Origin of the sequence: Luteimonas cucumeris, assembly GCF_007830035.1 — a bacterium.
GTDB classification, from domain to species: domain Bacteria; phylum Pseudomonadota; class Gammaproteobacteria; order Xanthomonadales; family Xanthomonadaceae; genus Luteimonas_C; species Luteimonas_C cucumeris.
Window position 1 is genome coordinate 234,432 of the sequence record NZ_VLKN01000006.1, and the last position, 16,535, is coordinate 250,966.

Sequence of the window (16,535 nt, forward strand, 5' to 3'; positions counted from 1 at the left end):
CAGGGCGCAGCAAGCGCAGCGCAATGCGCCGGATGACTATCCGGAGATCGCACATACGGCGCATTACGCCTGCAGCCAATGTGCCCTACGGGAGCTGCCACCCAAGGTCATCGCACCGATCATCGGCTCCGGCGGCTTCGAGGCGCCGGTGCAGTTCTACCAGACCGGGTTTATCCATGCCTGGTTCTTCAGGCGCGCATCGGGCAATGCCGGCTGACAATCGATTCAAGCCGAAGCCGCTGCGCAGGGCTGCTTGATCCCGGCGGCTTCCAGCCGCGACGGCGTCCAGAGGCAAGCGGTGTTGCGCAGCTGCTCAACGGCTCGCTGGATCCGATGATAGCCGGCAAGATCAAGGCCCACGCCATGCGGGCGATTTCAATCGAGGGCTACCAATCGATCCGATGGCGCTCCGGTGGCGGAAGACGGTATCGGCAGCGAGTGGCGGGGCAGGTCGATGGTGAAGACGCAGCCTGTGTCGGGAACATTGCGGACGCTGAGGATGCCATCGTTGGCTTCCACGCTGCGGCGCGAAATGGACAGACCCAGCCCCAGGCCGCTTTTGTCCTCGCCGCTCTGCGTGAAAGGCAGGAACATCTTTTCGGCGTCGCCAGGCGGCAGGCCACCGCAATGGTCTTCGACATCGATCAGGATACGGTCGGCCACCGCGTACGCATTGAGCGTGACTTCGCTGTGCGCATGCGTGAACTTGAAGGCGTTCTGCAGCAGATTGCCCACCGCCGACAGAAGCAGGTCCCGGTCCGCGTCGATAGCCAGCAGCGGATCGACCGCCGATACGGTCAATGCGCAGCCCTTGGCCTGCGCCTCGAGCGAGGCCGAGAGTTTCAATTCCGCGATGAAGTTGGCGAGCGAAAACAAGCGATTCTGCAATGGCATTCCCGCCGTCATCCGCACTTCGGCCAGCGAGCGGTCTATCAGATTGGCCAGGCCTATCAGGGCGCGATCGAGCACCGCGCCTGTGGCGCCGGACAAGCCGACGTTGCCTTGCTTGATCACCGACAGTGCGAGCGTGGCGGTGCACAGCAGGTTGCGCAATTCGTGCGCGAAAAACCCCAATCGTTCGTTCAACGCGTCGGCCTGCCTGTCGGCAACGACGAAATCGTGTTGGTAACCGAATTCGGTGACGGCATTGGCGATGGCATTGTCCAGGCAGCGGTTGAGCGTCCTGAACTCGTCGATTTCGATCGTGGCGCCTTGTTCGAAGGCCAGGTCCGTGATGGCTTGGCAAAGATCGCCGTAATCGTGGACAACTTCCTCGACGGTGAAACCGTGCAGCAGCAACTCCTTGCCGTGCTGCGCTGCGGATTCGCCGATTTCGGACAATGCCGGTTTGCCTCCACCCGTTGGCCCGGACACTTTGCGGCTGAGCATGGGGTGCGCTGTCTGCTCCACCTGCAGCGTCTTGATGAGTTGCTCGAGAAAAACGGTTATTCCGTGTTCCAGTTCATTCTCGGGCATGCCGGGTGGCGCGCGCTGGGCGACCTTGACCCTGCAGCGGGCGATCAGTTCGGCGCGGTTCGCTTTGAGGAAGTCATGCATCACCCAGGCACGATACGCCCTATTCTGGTCCGTTATCCGCAACCGCTCCGGTTTGGCCGACAAGCCGACCAACGGTGCCGAAACCAAGACCGCCAAGGGCGGTTAGGGGGAGCCTGGGAGCGGCGGCAGAAGTGCAGATGGCTGAGGCAGGACAGCGCCCTACGCCTTGCGCCGCCCATGCGCCTCGAACGCCGCATACATCGCGGTCGCCGCCACCAGCGGCGCCAGGTAGTAGAACGCGCGGTACACCAGCAACGCCGCCAGCAGTTGCGGTTGTGCGACCGCGCGGCCGAGCATGGCCAGGAACACCGCTTCCAGCACGCCGATCCCGGCGGGAATGTGCGCGATGGCGGTGGCGACCGCGCCCAGCAGCAGCACACCCAGCACCACCGGATAGTCGACCTGCTGTTGCAGCAGCACGTACACGATAGCCGCCATCACCGACCAGTTGCCCGCCGCCAGTGCGAGCTGCAGCAGCGCAAGCGGCAGCGAAGGCAGGCGGAAATGGCGGCCGCGCACGTGCAGCACGCGGTCGTGAAATCGCCAGCAGGCGACGAGGTAAGCCGCGACCGTGGCCAGCATCGCCGCGCCCAGTATCTGCAGGCCCGGCACGTGGATCTTCCAGTCGGCCGGCGGTACCACGCTGCGACTGGTGAACAGCAACCCGGCCAGCAACAGGTAGCCGAGCCAGTTGGTGCTTACGCTGAAGGCGACGATGTGGTGGATGGTGCCCATTCCCAGGCCCGATCGCGAATACAGCCGGTAGCGGAAACCGGCACTTCCCACCGCCGCGCCGAGGTTGAGGCTGAAGCCGTAGCAGATGAAGGCGATGATCGCCACGCGCTGCGCCGGCAGGTGGTGCCGCGCGTAGCGGCGAGCGGCCAGGTCGTAGCCGCAGTAGATGCCGTAACTCAGCAGGACCAGTCCCGCGGCGATGGCGAGCGTCGTCGTGCCGTAGCCGCGAATCGCATCGCCGACTTCCTGCCAGTCCACCGAGCGCGCATAGCGGAACAGCAGCGCTGCCACCAATGCCAGGAACAGCAGGGAGGCGATGCGTCCCAGTCGCCGCAACCCGGGCCGTGGTGTCTTCATGGCGTCTCGCTGGCGCGCGTCGTGACAGGTGCGCTGACCAGCCGCGTGCGCGGCGTGTGCGCGGGCAACCAGCCGGCCCAGTCCGGGAAATGGCGCAGGCAGTGGAACAGCAGCGGACGGGTCAACGATTGCCAGGCGCGGCGCTTCGGCACGCTGGCCGGGTCGACGGCCTTGCAGTGATGCTGGCGCAGGTCGTCGAGCCGCGCGCGCAGGTCGCGCACGAAGCCTTCGTCGCGTATGAAGACGTTGGCTTCCAGGTTCAGCGACAGGCTCAGCGGATCGAGATTGCTGGAACCTACCGTGCACCAGTCATCGTCCACCAGCGCGACCTTGCCGTGGAACGGACGTTCGCAGTACTCGTGGATGCGCACGCCTGCATCGATGAAGTACCGGTACAGCGACCGCGCCGCGGTGAGCGCGATCTGCGTGTCCGGCTCGCCCTGGAAGATCAGCGACACGGCCACGCCGCGGCGCGCGGCATTGCGCAGGTCGCGCAGGAAGCCATAGCCGGGGAAGAAATAGGCGTTGGCGATCAGTATTTCGCGTCGGGCGGCGCGGATGGCGCGGCGGTATTCCTGTTCGATGGCGGTGGAACGGCGCGTGTTGTCGCGCAGCAGGAGCATGACCTGCGCATCGCCGGCCGCCTGCATCGGCGTGGCATCGGCCGATGGTTGCCAGTCCGAGCCGACGCCGCGCGATGCGATGGAAACTTCGATGAAATCGCGGATGTCGGCCACCACCGGGCCCTGCAGTCGCACCGCGTAATCCTGCTTCGCTTCAGGGCCGAAGTCGGCCACGTGGTCGGCGGAGAAATTGATGCCGCCGACGAAAGCCGTCGTCCCGTCCACCACCAGCAGTTTGCGATGCATGCGCCGGAACACATGCAGCCGCATGCCGAGCAACCTGCGATGCGGGTCGAACATCCGCAGCCGCGCCCCGGCGGCGGACAGCTGTGCCAGGAATTCCGGGGAGAACTCCGGCGAACCGTAGCCGTCCACCAGGACTTCAACGCGCACGCCGCGTTGCGCTGCCTCGACGAGCAGGCGATGCAGCTCAAGGCCGATCTTGTCCTCGAACAGGATGAAGGTCTCCAGCAGCACCTCGTGCCGGGCTGCCGCGATCGCCGCGAACACGGCCGCGAAGAATTCCTCGCCATTCTCCAGCAGGTCCACGCGGTTGCCGCTGCGCCAGACGCCATCGCGCGTGTCGTGCGTGGTCACAGCTCGATCCCCGCGAACAGCGGCACGTGATCGGACAGGTGTGACCACGGATGCGTCGACAGCACCCGTGGCGCGTGCGCGCGAGCATTGCGCAGATAGATGCGATCCACCGGCAGCAGCGGCCATCGTGCCGGGAAGGTGCGCGCGAGACGACCATGCGCCTGCTCGAAGGCTTCGTGCATGCCGCATTGCGTCATCAATACGTGGCCGCGCGTGCGCCAGTCGTTGAAGTCGCCGGCAACGATCAGCGGTGCGTCGCCGGGTATCTCATTGTCGATGACCTCGCACAGCAGCCCGAGCTGGCGTTGGCGATGCCCTTCGCGCAGACCCAGGTGCACGCAGATCGTGTGCAGCGGGTGCGTTGTCCCGGGCAACTGGACTGTGCAATGCAGCAGGCCGCGTTGCTCATGGCCGTGCACGGACACGTCGCGGTTCTGCTGCGACAGGATCGGGAACTTCGACAGCAGCGCGTTGCCGTGGTGGCCGTCCGGGTAGGCCGCGTTCTGGCCGTAGGCGAACTGGGTCCAGAGCGTGTCGGCGAGGAACTCGTATTGCGGCCCCTGCGGCCAGTTCATGTGGCGCTTGGCATACCGCGCGTGCGCGCCGAGCACTTCCTGCAGGAACACCATGTCCGCCGACACCTCGCGAATGGCCTCGCGCAGTTCCGGCAGGATGAAGCGCCGGTTGAGCAGGTTGAAGCCCATGTGGACGTTCACGGTGAGGACGTTCAACGCGGCTGGCATTCATGGCCCTTGCTCTGGTTTGCGCGGAAGGCGAGCGACGATGCAGAGGTCACTGCGGCAAGCGCTCCCATCGGAAGCGGCTCCTGCTGGAAGGCATTCCACTGCTCGCTGGCACCGGCATCACGCCAGTGTGCGAACCCTGGGCTCGCGATCCCATTGCCTCGTTCTTGCCGCCTTGATGAAGCTCTTCGCGTTGCCGGCATCGACCACACCGGCATCCTTGCCGATGCCGGCGGCCTGCAGCACGGCCTGCGCGCCGGTATCTGCGGCGATGGCTTTCAGGTGGCCGAAGGCATCGCGGACGAAATCCACGGCCGCCGCTTCTCTGGACAGGCGTTTGCCGCCTTCCCCGGACAACACCAGCGCCACTGCGTCGAATACGGTGGAAGGCGTGCCGGCCAGCTGGCCGTCGGCGGGCAGCTTCTTGCCGCCACCCACTTTGGCGCCGCCCAGCTTCGGCGCGACGATCTTGACGGTCGCGCCTGCATCTTCTGCCGCCTTACGCAGTGATCTGATCGTGGAAACATCGGAGCCGTCATCGATCAGGATGCCGATCACACGGCCTTCCAGCGTGTCCTTCATCTTGCCGATGATCTGCAGCGCGGGCGACGGCTTCATGTCCTGCGGCTTGACTGCGGCAGGCGGTGCAGGGGGCAATGCATCGAGGCCGAGTCCATCGGCGACGCGCTTCGCCAGGTCCGCATCGATGTGGCGCAGGTGTCCGACCATCGCTTCGCGAACGTGCGCCGTGCCGACCTTCGACAGTTCGAAGACCAGCGCCGATGCGAGGTGCGCCTGCTCGTGGCTGGTCTGGCTGCGGTAGAACAGTCGCGGCTGGGTGTAGTGATCAGCGAAACTCTCTGCGCGGATGCGGCCCTTGCCGCCGTCGTTGGCCGGGGTCGCATGACTGCGAAAACCTTCCGGCGCCTCGCGCGGAGAATCGGCCTGCAGCGAACTGGGCTCGTAATTGACGCGCCCCTTGGGGACGAGCATCTGCATGTGGCCGTCGCGTTGCAGGTTGGCGAAGGGGCACTTCGGTGCGTTGATCGGGATCTGGTGGAAGTTGGGGCCGCCGAGCCGGATCAACTGCGTGTCGAGATAGGAGAACAGCCGCCCCTGCAGCAAGGGGTCGTTGCTGAAATCGATCCCGGGCACGATGTTGGCGGGACAGTACGCGACCTGTTCGGTCTCGGCGAAGAAATTGTCGGGCCAGCGATCGAGCACCATACGCCCGACAACGGTGAGCGGCACGATTTCCTCGGGGATCAGCTTGGTGGCATCGAGATGGTCGAACGGGAATCCGTCGGCCTGTTCCTGCGTGAAGAGCTGCACCGCGAATTCCCACTCCGGATAGGCGCCGTTCTGGATGGCTTCGAACAGGTCGCGCCGGTGGAAGTCGTTGTCTGCGGCCTGCAGCTTCACCGCCTCGTCCCACACCGTGGACTGGATGCCCAGTTTCGGCCGCCAGTGGAACTTGACGAAGGTGCTGTTGCGCTTGGCGTCGAGCAGGCGGAAGGAATGCACGCCGAAACCTTCGATCATCCGCAGCGAACGCGGGATGGTGCGATCGGACATCGCCCACATGATCATGTGCATGGCTTCGGGTGTCAGCGAAATGAAATCCCAGAACGTGTCGTGTGCGCTTGCGGCCTGGGGGAAGGCGCGGTCGGGTTCCATCTTCACTGAATGCACCACGTCGGGAAACTTCATCGCGTCCTGGATGAAGAACACCGGGATGTTGTTGCCGACCAGGTCCCAGTTACCCTCCTGCGTGTAGAACTTCACCGCGAAGCCGCGCACGTCGCGCGGCGTGTCGACCGAGCCGGCACCGCCGGCCACGGTCGAGAAGCGCGTGAACACCGGCGTGCGCGCTCCTACCTCGGTCAGCAGGCGGGCGGTGGTGTATTTCTTCAGCGACTTGGTCAGCTCGAAGTAACCGTGTGCAGCCGAACCGCGGGCGTGCACGATGCGCTCGGGGATGCGCTCGTGATCGAAATGGGTGATCTTCTCGCGGAGGATGAAATCCTCCAGCAATGTCGGCCCGCGCGGCGTGGCGCGCAGCGAGTTCTGGTTGTCAGGGATCGGGATGCCCTGGTTGGTGGTCAGCGGCGGATGCTTGCCACCGGGCCCCTGGTGCAGTTCATCGCCGTGGCCGCGCGTGTCGCGGCTGACGGCGGCTGCGGGCCTGGAAGCAGGTGAGGACGGGCTGGGGTGTTTCTTCGCGGCCATGGCGCGGCTCCTGCGGATTTTCGGGCGATCGCTCGCAGTGCGATTCGAGTGCTCATCCTGTTGCCGCAGGCGTTAACGCATTGTCGTGCCAGCGTGTGCATGCGATGACGACATCGATGAACGGTGACAGGCGCGTGATGCGATGCCATGCCCGTAGGCGCAATAACCGAAGGGCATTGCGCCGAATGGCTTCTGCAGGGCTGGACGCCAGCCATCGCCATTGCCGCCGCAGCGCACGTCGCGGCCCGGAAGCTGTCCGTGCAACGCATGACCATCCTGTTGCCGCAGGCATCAACGCGAAGATCGCAGGCTCGGTAAGCTGTCACCATGAAAGCCGCGCCACCCGATCGCAACGGAATCGCTGCCAGCCGCCTGCAACTACCGGCGGGACCGTGGTCGACCGTGCTGGACTGCCTCTGCGCGCAATTTCCGGCGATCGATCGTGCACGCTGGCTCGATCGCATCGATCGTGGCCGCGTACTGGATGCTCAGGCGCGACCGATCGCCGCCGATGCGCCGTATCGCGTCGGGGCGGAAATCCGCTATTACCGCGAAGTGGCTGACGAGCCGCGGATTCCCTTCGCCGAAACCATCCTCCATGCCGACGAACACCTGGTGGTCGCCGACAAGCCGCATTTCCTGGCGGTGACCCCGGCCGGCGGCTTCGTCGCCGAAACCCTGCTGGCCCGACTGCAGCGGCGACTCGGCAATCCCGACCTGGTGCCGCTGCATCGCATCGACCGCGCCACGGCGGGCCTGATGCTGTTCTCGGCCAATCCCGCCACGCGCGCGCGATACCAGGCGCTGTTTCGCGAACGCCGGATCGACAAGCAGTACCAAGCGCTGGCGCCGGCCCTGCCCGGGCAGGCTTTCCCGTTGCTGCGCAGGACGCGGCTGGCGCGCGGCGAGCCGTTCTTCCGCATGCAGGAAACCGACGGCGAGCCGAACAGCGAAACCCGCATCGATGTGATCGCGCGCGAAGCGGCGCACTGGCGCTACGCCTTGCAGCCCATCACTGGCCGCAAGCACCAGCTGCGCGTGCACATGGCCGCACTGGGCGCACCGATCCTCGGCGACACGTTCTATCCACAGCTGGCAGCGCAGGTCGCCGACGATTATTCCCGTCCGCTGAAGCTGCAGGCGAAATCGCTGGCATTCGTCGATCCGGTCACGGGCCAGCAACGCCGTTTCAGCAGCGGGTTGGAGCTTTGATCCCTGCTTTCTCGCGGTTGTCGAACGCAGGGCGTAGGGCGCAATAAGCGAAGCGCATTGCGCCGCATGGTTACACGGAGGGCATTACATCCGGCGCATTACGCCTGCGGCTAATGCGCCCTACGCCACTGGACTCGGAGAACGTTGCGTGCGCTGCGCGCACGACCGCCATTTCCATCGTGCGCACAGCGCACGCTACGAACCGCGGGTCACGCCCGCGGTACGCTTAAAAAAAGGCCCCGCGATGCGGGGCCAAGAAAGGATCGGCGAACAAGCCAATCAATGAGATGCCGAACGGTCACATGACATTGGGCTCGCTGAAGGCTTCGATCTCGCCGGCGAAGGCTTCGATCGGCACGCAGCTGCAGAACACGTTCTTGTCGCCATAGACGTTGTCGACGCGCGCCACCGGCGGCCAGTACTTCTGCTGCCGGAGCACGGGCAGCGGAAACACGGCCAGTTCGCGCGGATAGGCGTGGGTCCACTCGCTGCCGGCGACCATCGCCGCGGTGTGCGGGGCGTGCTTGAGCGGGTTGTCCTCCCGATCGAGCTTGCCTTCCTCGACGGCGCGGATCTCGTCGCGGATCTGGATCATCGCGTCGATGAAGCGGTCCAGTTCGTGCAGCGATTCGCTTTCGGTCGGCTCCACCATCAGCGTGCCGGCGACCGGGAAGCTCAGGGTCGGGGCGTGGAAGCCGAAGTCGATCAGGCGTTTGGCCACGTCCTCAGCGCTGATGCCGGTGGTGTCCTTGAGCGGGCGCAGGTCGAGGATGCACTCATGCGCGACCAGCCCGTTGCGGCCCGTGTACAGCGTCTCGTAATGCGGCGCCAGACGCTTGGCGATGTAGTTGGCGTTGAGCAGGGCGACCTGGGTCGCCTTGCGCAGGCCGGCATTGCCCATCAGGGTGATGTACATCCAGCTGATCGGCAGGATCGAGGCCGAGCCGAAGCTGGCCGCACTGACCATGCCGACATCGCCCTGGCCGCCGAACGTGCGCGGCAGGAACGGGGCGAGGTGCGACTTGACCGCGCACGGTCCGACGCCGGGGCCGCCGCCGCCGTGAGGGATGCAGAAGGTCTTGTGCAGGTTGAGGTGCGACACGTCCGAACCCCACTTGCCGGGCTTGGCGACGCCGACCAGGGCATTCATGTTGGCGCCGTCGGTGTACACCTGACCGCCGTGGGCGTGCACGATCTCGCAGATCTCGACAATGTCTTCCTCGAACACGCCATGCGTGGACGGGTAGGTGATCATCAGCGCGGCGAGGCGATCGCTGTACTTCTCGGCGGCGCGGCGGATGTCATCGACGTCGACGTTGCCGTTGGCATCGCACTTGGTCACCACCACGTTCATGCCGCACATCTGCGCCGAAGCCGGGTTGGTGCCGTGCGCCGATTCCGGGATCAGGCAGATGTCGCGATGGCCTTCGTTGCGGGAACGGTGCCAGGCACGGATCGCCAGCAGGCCGGCGAACTCGCCCTGCGCGCCGGAGTTGGGCTGCAGGCTGACCGCGTCGTAGCCGGTGCATTCGACCAGCATCGCCTCGAGCTCGTCGATCAACTGCGTGTAGCCGGCGGTCTGCGTCGACGGCGCCAGCGGATGCATGTTGCCGAATTCCGGCCAGGTGACCGGGATCATCTCGGCGGTGGCGTTGAGCTTCATCGTGCAGGAGCCGAGCGGGATCATGGTGCGATCCATCGCCAGATCCTTGTCGGCCAGCGAACGCATGTAGCGCAGCAGCTCGTGCTCGCTGTGATGGGTGTTGAACACTGGGTGCTTGAGGAAGTCGCTCTTGCGCGCGAGCCCGGCCGGCAGGGCGTCGCCGGTAGCTGCGTCGAGCGCATCAATGTCGTCGATCTGCGCGTCGAACAGCGCCGCCAGCGCGATCACGTCCTCGCGCGTGGTGGTTTCGTCCAGGCTGATGCAGACGCTGCGCGCATCGATCCTGCGCAGATTGATGCGCGCGTTCTCCGCCTTGACGTGAAGGTCGGCGGCGTCGACGTCGGTGACATGCAGCGTGTCGAAGAAGTCCGCGCCGACGGCGACGCCGCACTTGCGCAGCGACGCGGCAAGGATGGCGGCCAGGCGATGCGTGCGCCGCGCGATGCGGGTCAGGCCTTCCGGCCCGTGGTAGACGGCGTACATGCTGGCCATCACCGCCAGCAGTACCTGCGCGGTGCAGATGTTGGAGGTGGCCTTCTCGCGGCGGATGTGCTGCTCGCGGGTCTGCAGGGTCAGGCGGTAGGCGGGCTTGCCTTCGGCATCGATCGACACGCCGATCAGGCGGCCGGGCATCGAGCGCTTGAACGCGTCGCGGCAGGCCATGAACGCGGCATGCGGGCCGCCGAAGCCGAACGGCACGCCGAAGCGCTGGGTGTTGCCTACGACGATGTCCGCGCCCCATTCGCCCGGTGCGGCGATCAGGGTCAGTGCGAGCAGGTCGGTGGCCACGGCGACCACGGCATGGCGCGCATGCACGGCTTCGGCCAGCGCCTTGTAGTCGTGGATGCGGCCGAAGGTGTCGGGGTATTGCAGCAGCACGCCGAAGCTGTCGACGCTGGCCGCTTCGGCGTCGTCGCCGACGTGCAGTTCGATGTCGAGGCCGTCGGCGCGCGTGCGCAGCACTTCCAGCGTCTGCGGATGCACGTTCCGCGATACGAAGAACACGTTGGACTTCGACCTGGCCGAACGCTTGGCCAGGGTCATCGCCTCGGCCGCGGCGGTGCCTTCGTCGAGCAGCGAGGCGTTGGCGATTTCCATGCCGGTGAGGTCGGCGCACATCGTCTGGAAGTTGATCAGCGCTTCCATGCGGCCCTGCGAGATCTCCGCCTGATAGGGCGTGTAGGCGGTGTACCAGGCCGGGTTCTCGAGGATGTTGCGCAGGATCACGTTCGGCGTGTGGGTGCCGTAATAGCCCTGGCCGATGAAGCTGCGGAAGACTTCGTTGCGATCGGCGATGGCGCGGATCTTGGCCAGCGCCTCGACCTCGGTGACCGGGTCGGGCAGGGCCAGCGGCGCCGGCGACTTGATCTTGCCCGGCACGATGGCATCGGTCATCGCATCGAGCGAGTCGTGGCCGATCGCCTGCAGCATGTGCGCGATCTCGGTGTCGTTGGGACCGATGTGGCGTTCGATGAACGCGGAATGGTGTTCGAGTTCGCGCAGGGAAGGCGTGGCGTTGTGGGGCATGACGGGCGTCCGGGAATGGCCATGAGGCCGGGCGTGCGGTTGCACGTGGGCGCCCCTCTGTCCTTTTGCCTGAGAGTTTCAAAGCGCTGGGGGAGGACCGCGCTTCTTGCCCCTTCGGCGCCGGTTCGTGCCAGTGACGGCAGCCGGTCTCTCCAGAGTTGTGTGCACGCGGCGGTCTGGGGCCTGAGCGATTACGGGCGTTGCGCCTTCGGCAGCGGCCATGCCTCCTCGAGGCCGACCGCTTCTCCCACCACGTGCTGCGGGTGGATTATAGCCTGCGGGCCGTGTCGGGACATGGCGTTGCAGCCCGCGCTTCGCGCCCCGCACCTCATCCCGGGCCTCGCTCCGCAGGGGCGGGAGCGCACTGCCACGTTGCGCGCTCCTTTCCCGCATGCGGACAGGGGCGCGAAGTGCGGGTTGGGTGAGGGGGGACGGCATTCGCCGTCGTACCATGGCGATACGTCGTAGTTCAGGAGCTGCCATGTCCCGCCTGCCATTCCAGTTGCGGCAGATCGACCACGTCGTGCTGCGCGTGCGCGATGCCGCTGCCATGCAGGCGTTCTATTGCGAGGTGCTCGGCTGCACGGTCGAGCGCCACCAGGAAGCGATCGGGCTTCTGCAGCTGCGCGCCGGGAGTTCGCTGATCGACCTGGTCCCGGTCGACGGCAAGCTCGGTCGCATCGGCGGCGCGGCGCCGGGCGCGGAAGGGCGCAACATGGATCACCTGTGCCTGCGCGTGGAGCCATTCGACCGCGAGGCCATCGTCGCCCATCTGCAGGCACACGGCGCGCGCATCGGCGAGTTCGGTTCCCGCTACGGCGCCGAGGGCGAGGGACCTTCGCAGTACCTGTTCGATCCGGAAGGCAACGTGGTGGAGCTGAAGGGCCCGCCGGACCGGGACGCGGCCCAGGAGAACCGTCGATGACCGACGGCGGGACTGTGCCTGTGCACGTGCCGGCCGAGGCGTCCGTCGAACGACCGCGCCGCTCCTGGGTACTGGACGTGCTGGAGGTGATGAAGCGCGAGCCGATCCTGTTCGTGACGCTGGCGTATGTCGGGGTGTCCTTCATCGGACTGTGGGCGAGCTACTGGTTCTTCCGCCGTTTCAATCTGCCGGTGCTCGAATACCTGCAGGTCAGCGATTTCCTCGTCGCCGGCCTGCGCGATCCGGCCTACCTGGCGTGGGTGCTTGCCTACGCATTGCTGATGTGGGCGGTCAGCTGGCCGCTGTTCTTCTGGCGACACCACCCGCAACGCGTCGACGAATACCGCCGGCGCTGGTGGGGGCGGGCGGTGTTCCCGAAACGCGTGGATCCGACGCGTCCGCCCGGCCGTTTTTCCTGGGCGCCGGAAACGGCGCTGGCGTTCGGCCTGTTCTGGGGCGGCGTCTGGATACTGATGGCGGTCGTGTTGGCCAAGGCGGAAAACGTCATCGACGGCGGCGGCGATCGCGTCGCGGTGACGCTGTCGGGTGAATCGCGACCGCTGACCGGCGAGGCGCGCCTGCTTGGCACCAGCAGCAACTACGTGTTCCTGTACTGGCCGGCGAGTGGACGCGCCGAGGCGGTCACGGTGCAGGCCATCGCGCGCCTCGAGTCGCTGCCGCGCCGCACGCCGGCGGCATCGATGCAGGTGGCGAAGTGAACCAGCCAGCTACAGCCAAGCTGTCGTTGCGCACGCTTGCCTGGCTGCTCGGCGGGCTGGCGATGTTCGGCCCGTTCTCGATCGACACGATCTTCCCCGCCTTCGCGCACATGGGCGTCGAACTGGGTGCGGACAAGGTGGCGATGCAGCAGACGATCAGCGTCTACCTGCTCGCCTATGCGCTGATGAGCGTGGTGCACGGACCGCTGTCGGATGCGGTCGGACGGCGCAAGGTGATCATCGGCGGCCTGATCGTTTTCACGCTGGCTTCGGTGGGTTGCGCGTTGTCGCGCGACTTGCCGACACTGCTGGCCTTCCGCGCCTTGCAGGGGCTGTCGGCTGGTGTCGGACTGATCGTCGGGCGGGCGCTTATCCGCGACGTGCTGCACGGCCACGATGCGCAGCGGCTGATGAGCCAGGTGTCGATGATCTTCGGCGTGGCGCCGGCGATCGCGCCGATCATCGGCGGCTGGATCCTCGGCTGGGGCCACTGGTCGGCGATCTTCTGGTTCCTGGTGGGCTTCTCGCTGCTGCTGTTGCTGGCGGTGTGGATCGCGCTGCCGGAAACGCACCCGCCGGAAGCGCGGCTGTCGCTGGCGCCGCGGCGCCTGTTGCGCGACTACGTCGCGATCTTCGTCAACCCGCGCTTCCAGCGGCTGGCGGCGGCCGGCACGTTCAACTTCGGTGCGTTGTTCCTGTACATCGCGTCGGCGCCGGCGTTCGTGCTGGATCTGCTGCGGCTCAACGAGCGCCAGTTCGGCTGGTTCTTCGTGCCGATGATCGGCGGCATGATGCTCGGCGCATACACGTCCGGGCGCACGGCGGGGAAGATCAGCGGCGCGCGCCTGGCGAACATCGGTTTTGCCTGCTGCGGCGTCAGCGCGGTGATCAATGTGCTCTACAACGTCTTCGTGCCGGTGCCGTCGATCCCGTGGGCGGTGATGCCGATGGCGCTGGGATCGTTCGGCATCGCGCTGGTGTTCCCGATCCTGACGCTGGCCGTGCTGGACATGTATCCGCGCCAGCGAGGTTCGGCCTCGTCGCTGCAGGCGTTCACCAGCCTGGTGATGAATGCGCTGATCGCCGGCCTGCTGTCGCCGCTGTTGAGCCATCACGGCCTGCACCTGGCGCTGGGCGCGGCGACGTTCACCTTGCTGGGCTGGTTGTTCTGGCGCTGGGAAACATCGGCAGGACAGTACGTGCCTGCGTGCCAGGTCGAAGCTGCGGCACTGGAACCCACCGATCGCCTATAGACCGGTGCGGCGACGGCTGAGCGCGTGCAGCGGCAAACCGCACAGCACAAGCGCGGCGCCCCACAGCAGTGCTTCGGCGCCAATCCCGACCAGCGCATACAGGCTGTAGAGCAGCGCCAGCGTCGCGACGATCCTGCCGTTGCCATCGCCGCGATGCAGCCAGGCCGCGCTGCTGACCACGAACGGCAGCAGCGAAGCCGCCGTCGACAGCAGGATCGAGAACGTGAACAGCTGCACCAGCGAACGCGTGTAGTTGGACACCACCAGCACGCTAGCCAGCGCGCTGCTGACGAGCACGCCGAACGCCGGCGTGCCGCGTGCATCCAGGCCTGCGAATCGCGCCGGCAACAAACCGTCGCGAGCGGCCGCCAGCGGGATCTGCCCGGACAGCAGCACCCAGCCATTCAAGGCGCCGAAACAGGACACCATCGCCACTGCGGCCACGCCCATCGCGGCACCCGGTCCCCACAGCACGCGCGCGGCTTCGGCCATCGGCGCTGCGGAATCCTTCAATCGATCCGCCGGCAACAGTCCCAGTACCGCGGTGCAGGTCAGGATGGTGGCGAAGCCCGCCACCAGCGTGCCGATCACGGTCGCGCGCGGGATCGCGCGGCGGGCGTCGGCGATCGATCCGGCCGGAATGGTGGCGGCTTCCAGGCCGAGGAAGGCCCACAGCGTCAGCGCGACGGTCGCCTGGATGGTGCCGGGCAGGCTGCCGCTGTCGGCCTGCGGCAGGCGCAGGTGGTGCGCATCCATGAACCAGATCGCGATGCCGCCGAACAACAGCAACGGCACGATCTTCAGCACCGTGGTCAGTACCTGCATGCGACCGGCCTCGCGTATGCCGGCGAGGTTGATCGCGGTGCAGATCCACAACGCCGTCAGCGAGCACATCGCCGCACGTGGTGGCGTGGACACCAGTTGCGGAAAGATCGCACCGATGCTGCCGGCAAACGCGACGGCAATGGCGGCGTTCGCGCACCAGATCGAGATCCAGTAACTCCATGCGATCAGGAACCCGGGCGTCTCGCCGAAGGCATTGCGCGCGTAGGCATAGGGCCCGCCGGTCTGCGGCCAGTGCGCCGCCAGGCGTGCGAAGGTCAACGCCAGCAACAGCGCACCGGCGAGCGTGATGCCCCAGCCGATCAGGCTGGCCGCGCCGTAGGGCGCCAGCGAGGCCGGCAACAAGAACACGCCCGAGCCGATCATGTTGCCGACGACCAGCGCGGTCGCGGCCAGCAGCCCCAGCGGTCGCGTGGCGTTCATTCTGCGACGCCGGCCTGTCGATAGGCGTTGCGCAGCAGTTCCTGGAAGTGGTGCAGCGCATTCTCGCGCAACGGATTCAAACGGCCGGGCAGGTAGGAGCCTGATGCAAGGCCACGTTGTACGTCCTCGCAGATGCCGAGGTCCTCATGCTGCACCTCGTCGCTGAAGCCGAGGTCGGCTTCGCGTCGTGCGCGCGCTGCGCTGCTGTCATCCGGTGGATAGTAGAAATCGAACTCGACGCGGCAACGGTCGACGCCCCTCGGCACCACGCGGTTGGTCTGCAGTCGCCCGGGGAGGATGTTGAGCGTGGTGTTCGGCCATAGCCAGTAGTACAGCGCGTCGCCGCTGCCGTACAGGCCGTCGCTGCTTTCGAGCGGGCTCCACTGCAGCGAATGCCATGGCGCGGTCTCGGTGACGTAGCTGCGGTAATCGAGCATCCGGTTCAGCGCCGGATGCACGTGCGGCACGTGATAGCCCTCCAGGTAATTGTCGATGTAGACCTTCCAGTTGCAGGCCAGGTCGTAGCCGACACGCTGGTGATGGACGTAGTCGGCGAGGCCGCGGTCGCCGCCGATGCGCGCATCGATGCCGGCGACCAGCTCGTCGAACGGCATTGGATCGTCGCCGCTGCAGGCGAACACCAGACCCTGCCAGAGGCGCACGCGCAGTTGCGGCAGACGCACATCGGCGACATTGAAGTCCGGTGCCGTGCTCATTTCCGGTGCGGATTTCAGCACGCCATCCAGGCCGTAGGTCCAGCCGTGATAACGGCAGCGCAACGACCGGGCGGCGAGACCGTCGCATTGCGCGATCGGACCGGCGCGATGGCGGCAGACGTTGTGCATCGCGCGGATCTCGCCGTCGGCACCGCGGACCGCCAGTACCGGCAGACCAGCGAAATCGGCGACGACGTGGTCGCCGGCGTTGCGCAACTGGCACTCGTGCGCTAGCAGCTGCCAGCCGCGATCGAAAATCGCGTGCCGTTCGACGGCCCTGATCCCTGGGTCGGTGTAGAAACGCGCCGGCAGTGCGGTGGCGTGATCGAGCGGTTGCGGGGCGAGTTCGGTCATCGGTCTGCCCATGTGCAGGTCTGCCAGCGGTCATCGTCATGGCATTGTCCAATGAAGAC

General features: G+C 66.4%; 12 protein-coding genes and 1 riboswitch. Of the genes, 4 read left to right on the forward strand and 8 right to left on the reverse strand.

Annotated features, from left to right (window positions below; translation table 11 throughout):
• Positions 1 to 375 precede the first annotated feature (375 nt).
• From IP90_RS13630 to IP90_RS13650, 5 genes are all read right to left on the reverse strand, one after another.
• Positions 376 to 1,557: a sensor histidine kinase gene (locus IP90_RS13630; RefSeq protein WP_144900195.1), complete on the reverse strand. Its 1,182-nt coding sequence runs from the start codon at positions 1,555 to 1,557 to the stop codon at positions 376 to 378.
• A gap of 159 nt (positions 1,558 to 1,716) precedes the next feature.
• Positions 1,717 to 2,649, reverse strand: a complete 933-nt coding sequence (locus IP90_RS13635; RefSeq protein WP_144900196.1) for a lysylphosphatidylglycerol synthase transmembrane domain-containing protein — start codon at positions 2,647 to 2,649, stop codon at positions 1,717 to 1,719.
• Positions 2,646 to 3,869, reverse strand: coding sequence for a cardiolipin synthase ClsB (gene clsB / locus IP90_RS13640; protein ID WP_144900197.1), 1,224 nt, complete (start codon positions 3,867 to 3,869; stop codon positions 2,646 to 2,648). The genes IP90_RS13635 and clsB overlap by 4 nt, the downstream gene beginning before the upstream one ends.
• Complete coding sequence (locus IP90_RS13645) at positions 3,866 to 4,600, reverse strand: endonuclease/exonuclease/phosphatase family protein (protein ID WP_425477115.1); 735 nt, start codon at positions 4,598 to 4,600, stop codon at positions 3,866 to 3,868. The genes clsB and IP90_RS13645 overlap by 4 nt, the downstream gene beginning before the upstream one ends.
• 132 nt (positions 4,601 to 4,732) lie before the next feature.
• Positions 4,733 to 6,841: a catalase gene (locus IP90_RS13650; RefSeq protein ID WP_144900199.1), complete on the reverse strand. Its 2,109-nt coding sequence runs from the start codon at positions 6,839 to 6,841 to the stop codon at positions 4,733 to 4,735.
• A 327-nt stretch (positions 6,842 to 7,168) separates the two neighbouring features.
• Here IP90_RS13650 and IP90_RS13655 point away from each other — a divergent pair, with 327 nt between their 5' ends.
• The gene (locus tag IP90_RS13655; RefSeq protein WP_144900200.1) at positions 7,169 to 8,053 is read left to right on the forward strand and encodes an RluA family pseudouridine synthase; all 885 of its coding nucleotides are present in this window, start codon (positions 7,169 to 7,171) and stop codon (positions 8,051 to 8,053) included.
• A 298-nt stretch (positions 8,054 to 8,351) separates the two neighbouring features.
• Here IP90_RS13655 and gcvP read toward each other — a convergent pair whose 3' ends face one another.
• Positions 8,352 to 11,243 carry an aminomethyl-transferring glycine dehydrogenase gene (gene gcvP, locus IP90_RS13660; RefSeq protein ID WP_144900201.1) on the reverse strand — a complete coding sequence of 964 codons (2,892 nt, stop codon included), beginning with the start codon at positions 11,241 to 11,243 and terminating at the stop codon, positions 8,352 to 8,354.
• 47 nt (positions 11,244 to 11,290) lie between these two features.
• Positions 11,291 to 11,409, reverse strand: a riboswitch (glycine riboswitch).
• Positions 11,410 to 11,724: 315 nt separating this feature from the next.
• Here gcvP and IP90_RS13665 point away from each other — a divergent pair.
• Genes IP90_RS13665 through IP90_RS13675 form a run of 3 tightly spaced genes read left to right on the forward strand, consistent with a single transcriptional unit; the run spans position 11,725 to position 14,140 of the window.
• Complete coding sequence (locus IP90_RS13665) at positions 11,725 to 12,168, forward strand: VOC family protein (protein WP_144900202.1); 444 nt, start codon at positions 11,725 to 11,727, stop codon at positions 12,166 to 12,168.
• Complete coding sequence (locus tag IP90_RS13670; RefSeq protein WP_144900203.1) at positions 12,165 to 12,887, forward strand: hypothetical protein; 723 nt, start codon at positions 12,165 to 12,167, stop codon at positions 12,885 to 12,887. The genes IP90_RS13665 and IP90_RS13670 overlap by 4 nt, the downstream gene beginning before the upstream one ends.
• A complete protein-coding gene (locus IP90_RS13675) occupies positions 12,884 to 14,140 on the forward strand; it encodes a multidrug effflux MFS transporter (protein WP_277874213.1) in 1,257 nt (418 codons plus the stop codon). Before IP90_RS13670 ends, IP90_RS13675 begins: the two co-directional genes overlap by 4 nt.
• On the opposite strand, the gene IP90_RS13680 is transcribed toward IP90_RS13675, so the two are convergent.
• Both IP90_RS13680 and IP90_RS13685 read right to left on the reverse strand, forming a co-directional pair.
• The gene (locus IP90_RS13680; RefSeq protein WP_242007600.1) at positions 14,135 to 15,406 is read right to left on the reverse strand and encodes an amino acid permease; all 1,272 of its coding nucleotides are present in this window, start codon (positions 15,404 to 15,406) and stop codon (positions 14,135 to 14,137) included. The genes IP90_RS13675 and IP90_RS13680 overlap by 6 nt on opposite strands.
• Positions 15,403 to 16,476, reverse strand: a complete 1,074-nt coding sequence (locus IP90_RS13685) for an aromatic ring-hydroxylating oxygenase subunit alpha (RefSeq protein ID WP_144900204.1) — start codon at positions 16,474 to 16,476, stop codon at positions 15,403 to 15,405. Before IP90_RS13685 ends, IP90_RS13680 begins: the two co-directional genes overlap by 4 nt.
• Positions 16,477 to 16,535 lie beyond the last annotated feature (59 nt).

Bases quoted from the DNA above. Each gene is read 5' to 3' on its own strand.
- IP90_RS13630 (WP_144900195.1), bottom strand. From the start codon at position 1,557: ATGCATGACTTCCTCAAAGCGAACCGCGCCGAACTGATCGCCCGCTGC.
- IP90_RS13635 (WP_144900196.1), bottom strand. From the start codon at position 2,649: ATGAAGACACCACGGCCCGGGTTGCGGCGACTGGGACGCATCGCCTCC.
- IP90_RS13650 (WP_144900199.1), bottom strand. From the start codon at position 6,841: ATGGCCGCGAAGAAACACCCCAGCCCGTCCTCACCTGCTTCCAGGCCC.
- IP90_RS13655 (WP_144900200.1), top strand. From the start codon at position 7,169: ATGAAAGCCGCGCCACCCGATCGCAACGGAATCGCTGCCAGCCGCCTG.
- gcvP (WP_144900201.1), bottom strand. From the start codon at position 11,243: ATGCCCCACAACGCCACGCCTTCCCTGCGCGAACTCGAACACCATTCC.
- IP90_RS13665 (WP_144900202.1), top strand. From the start codon at position 11,725: ATGTCCCGCCTGCCATTCCAGTTGCGGCAGATCGACCACGTCGTGCTG.
- IP90_RS13670 (WP_144900203.1), top strand. From the start codon at position 12,165: ATGACCGACGGCGGGACTGTGCCTGTGCACGTGCCGGCCGAGGCGTCC.
- IP90_RS13680 (WP_242007600.1), bottom strand. From the start codon at position 15,406: ATGAACGCCACGCGACCGCTGGGGCTGCTGGCCGCGACCGCGCTGGTC.
- IP90_RS13685 (WP_144900204.1), bottom strand. From the start codon at position 16,476: ATGACCGAACTCGCCCCGCAACCGCTCGATCACGCCACCGCACTGCCG.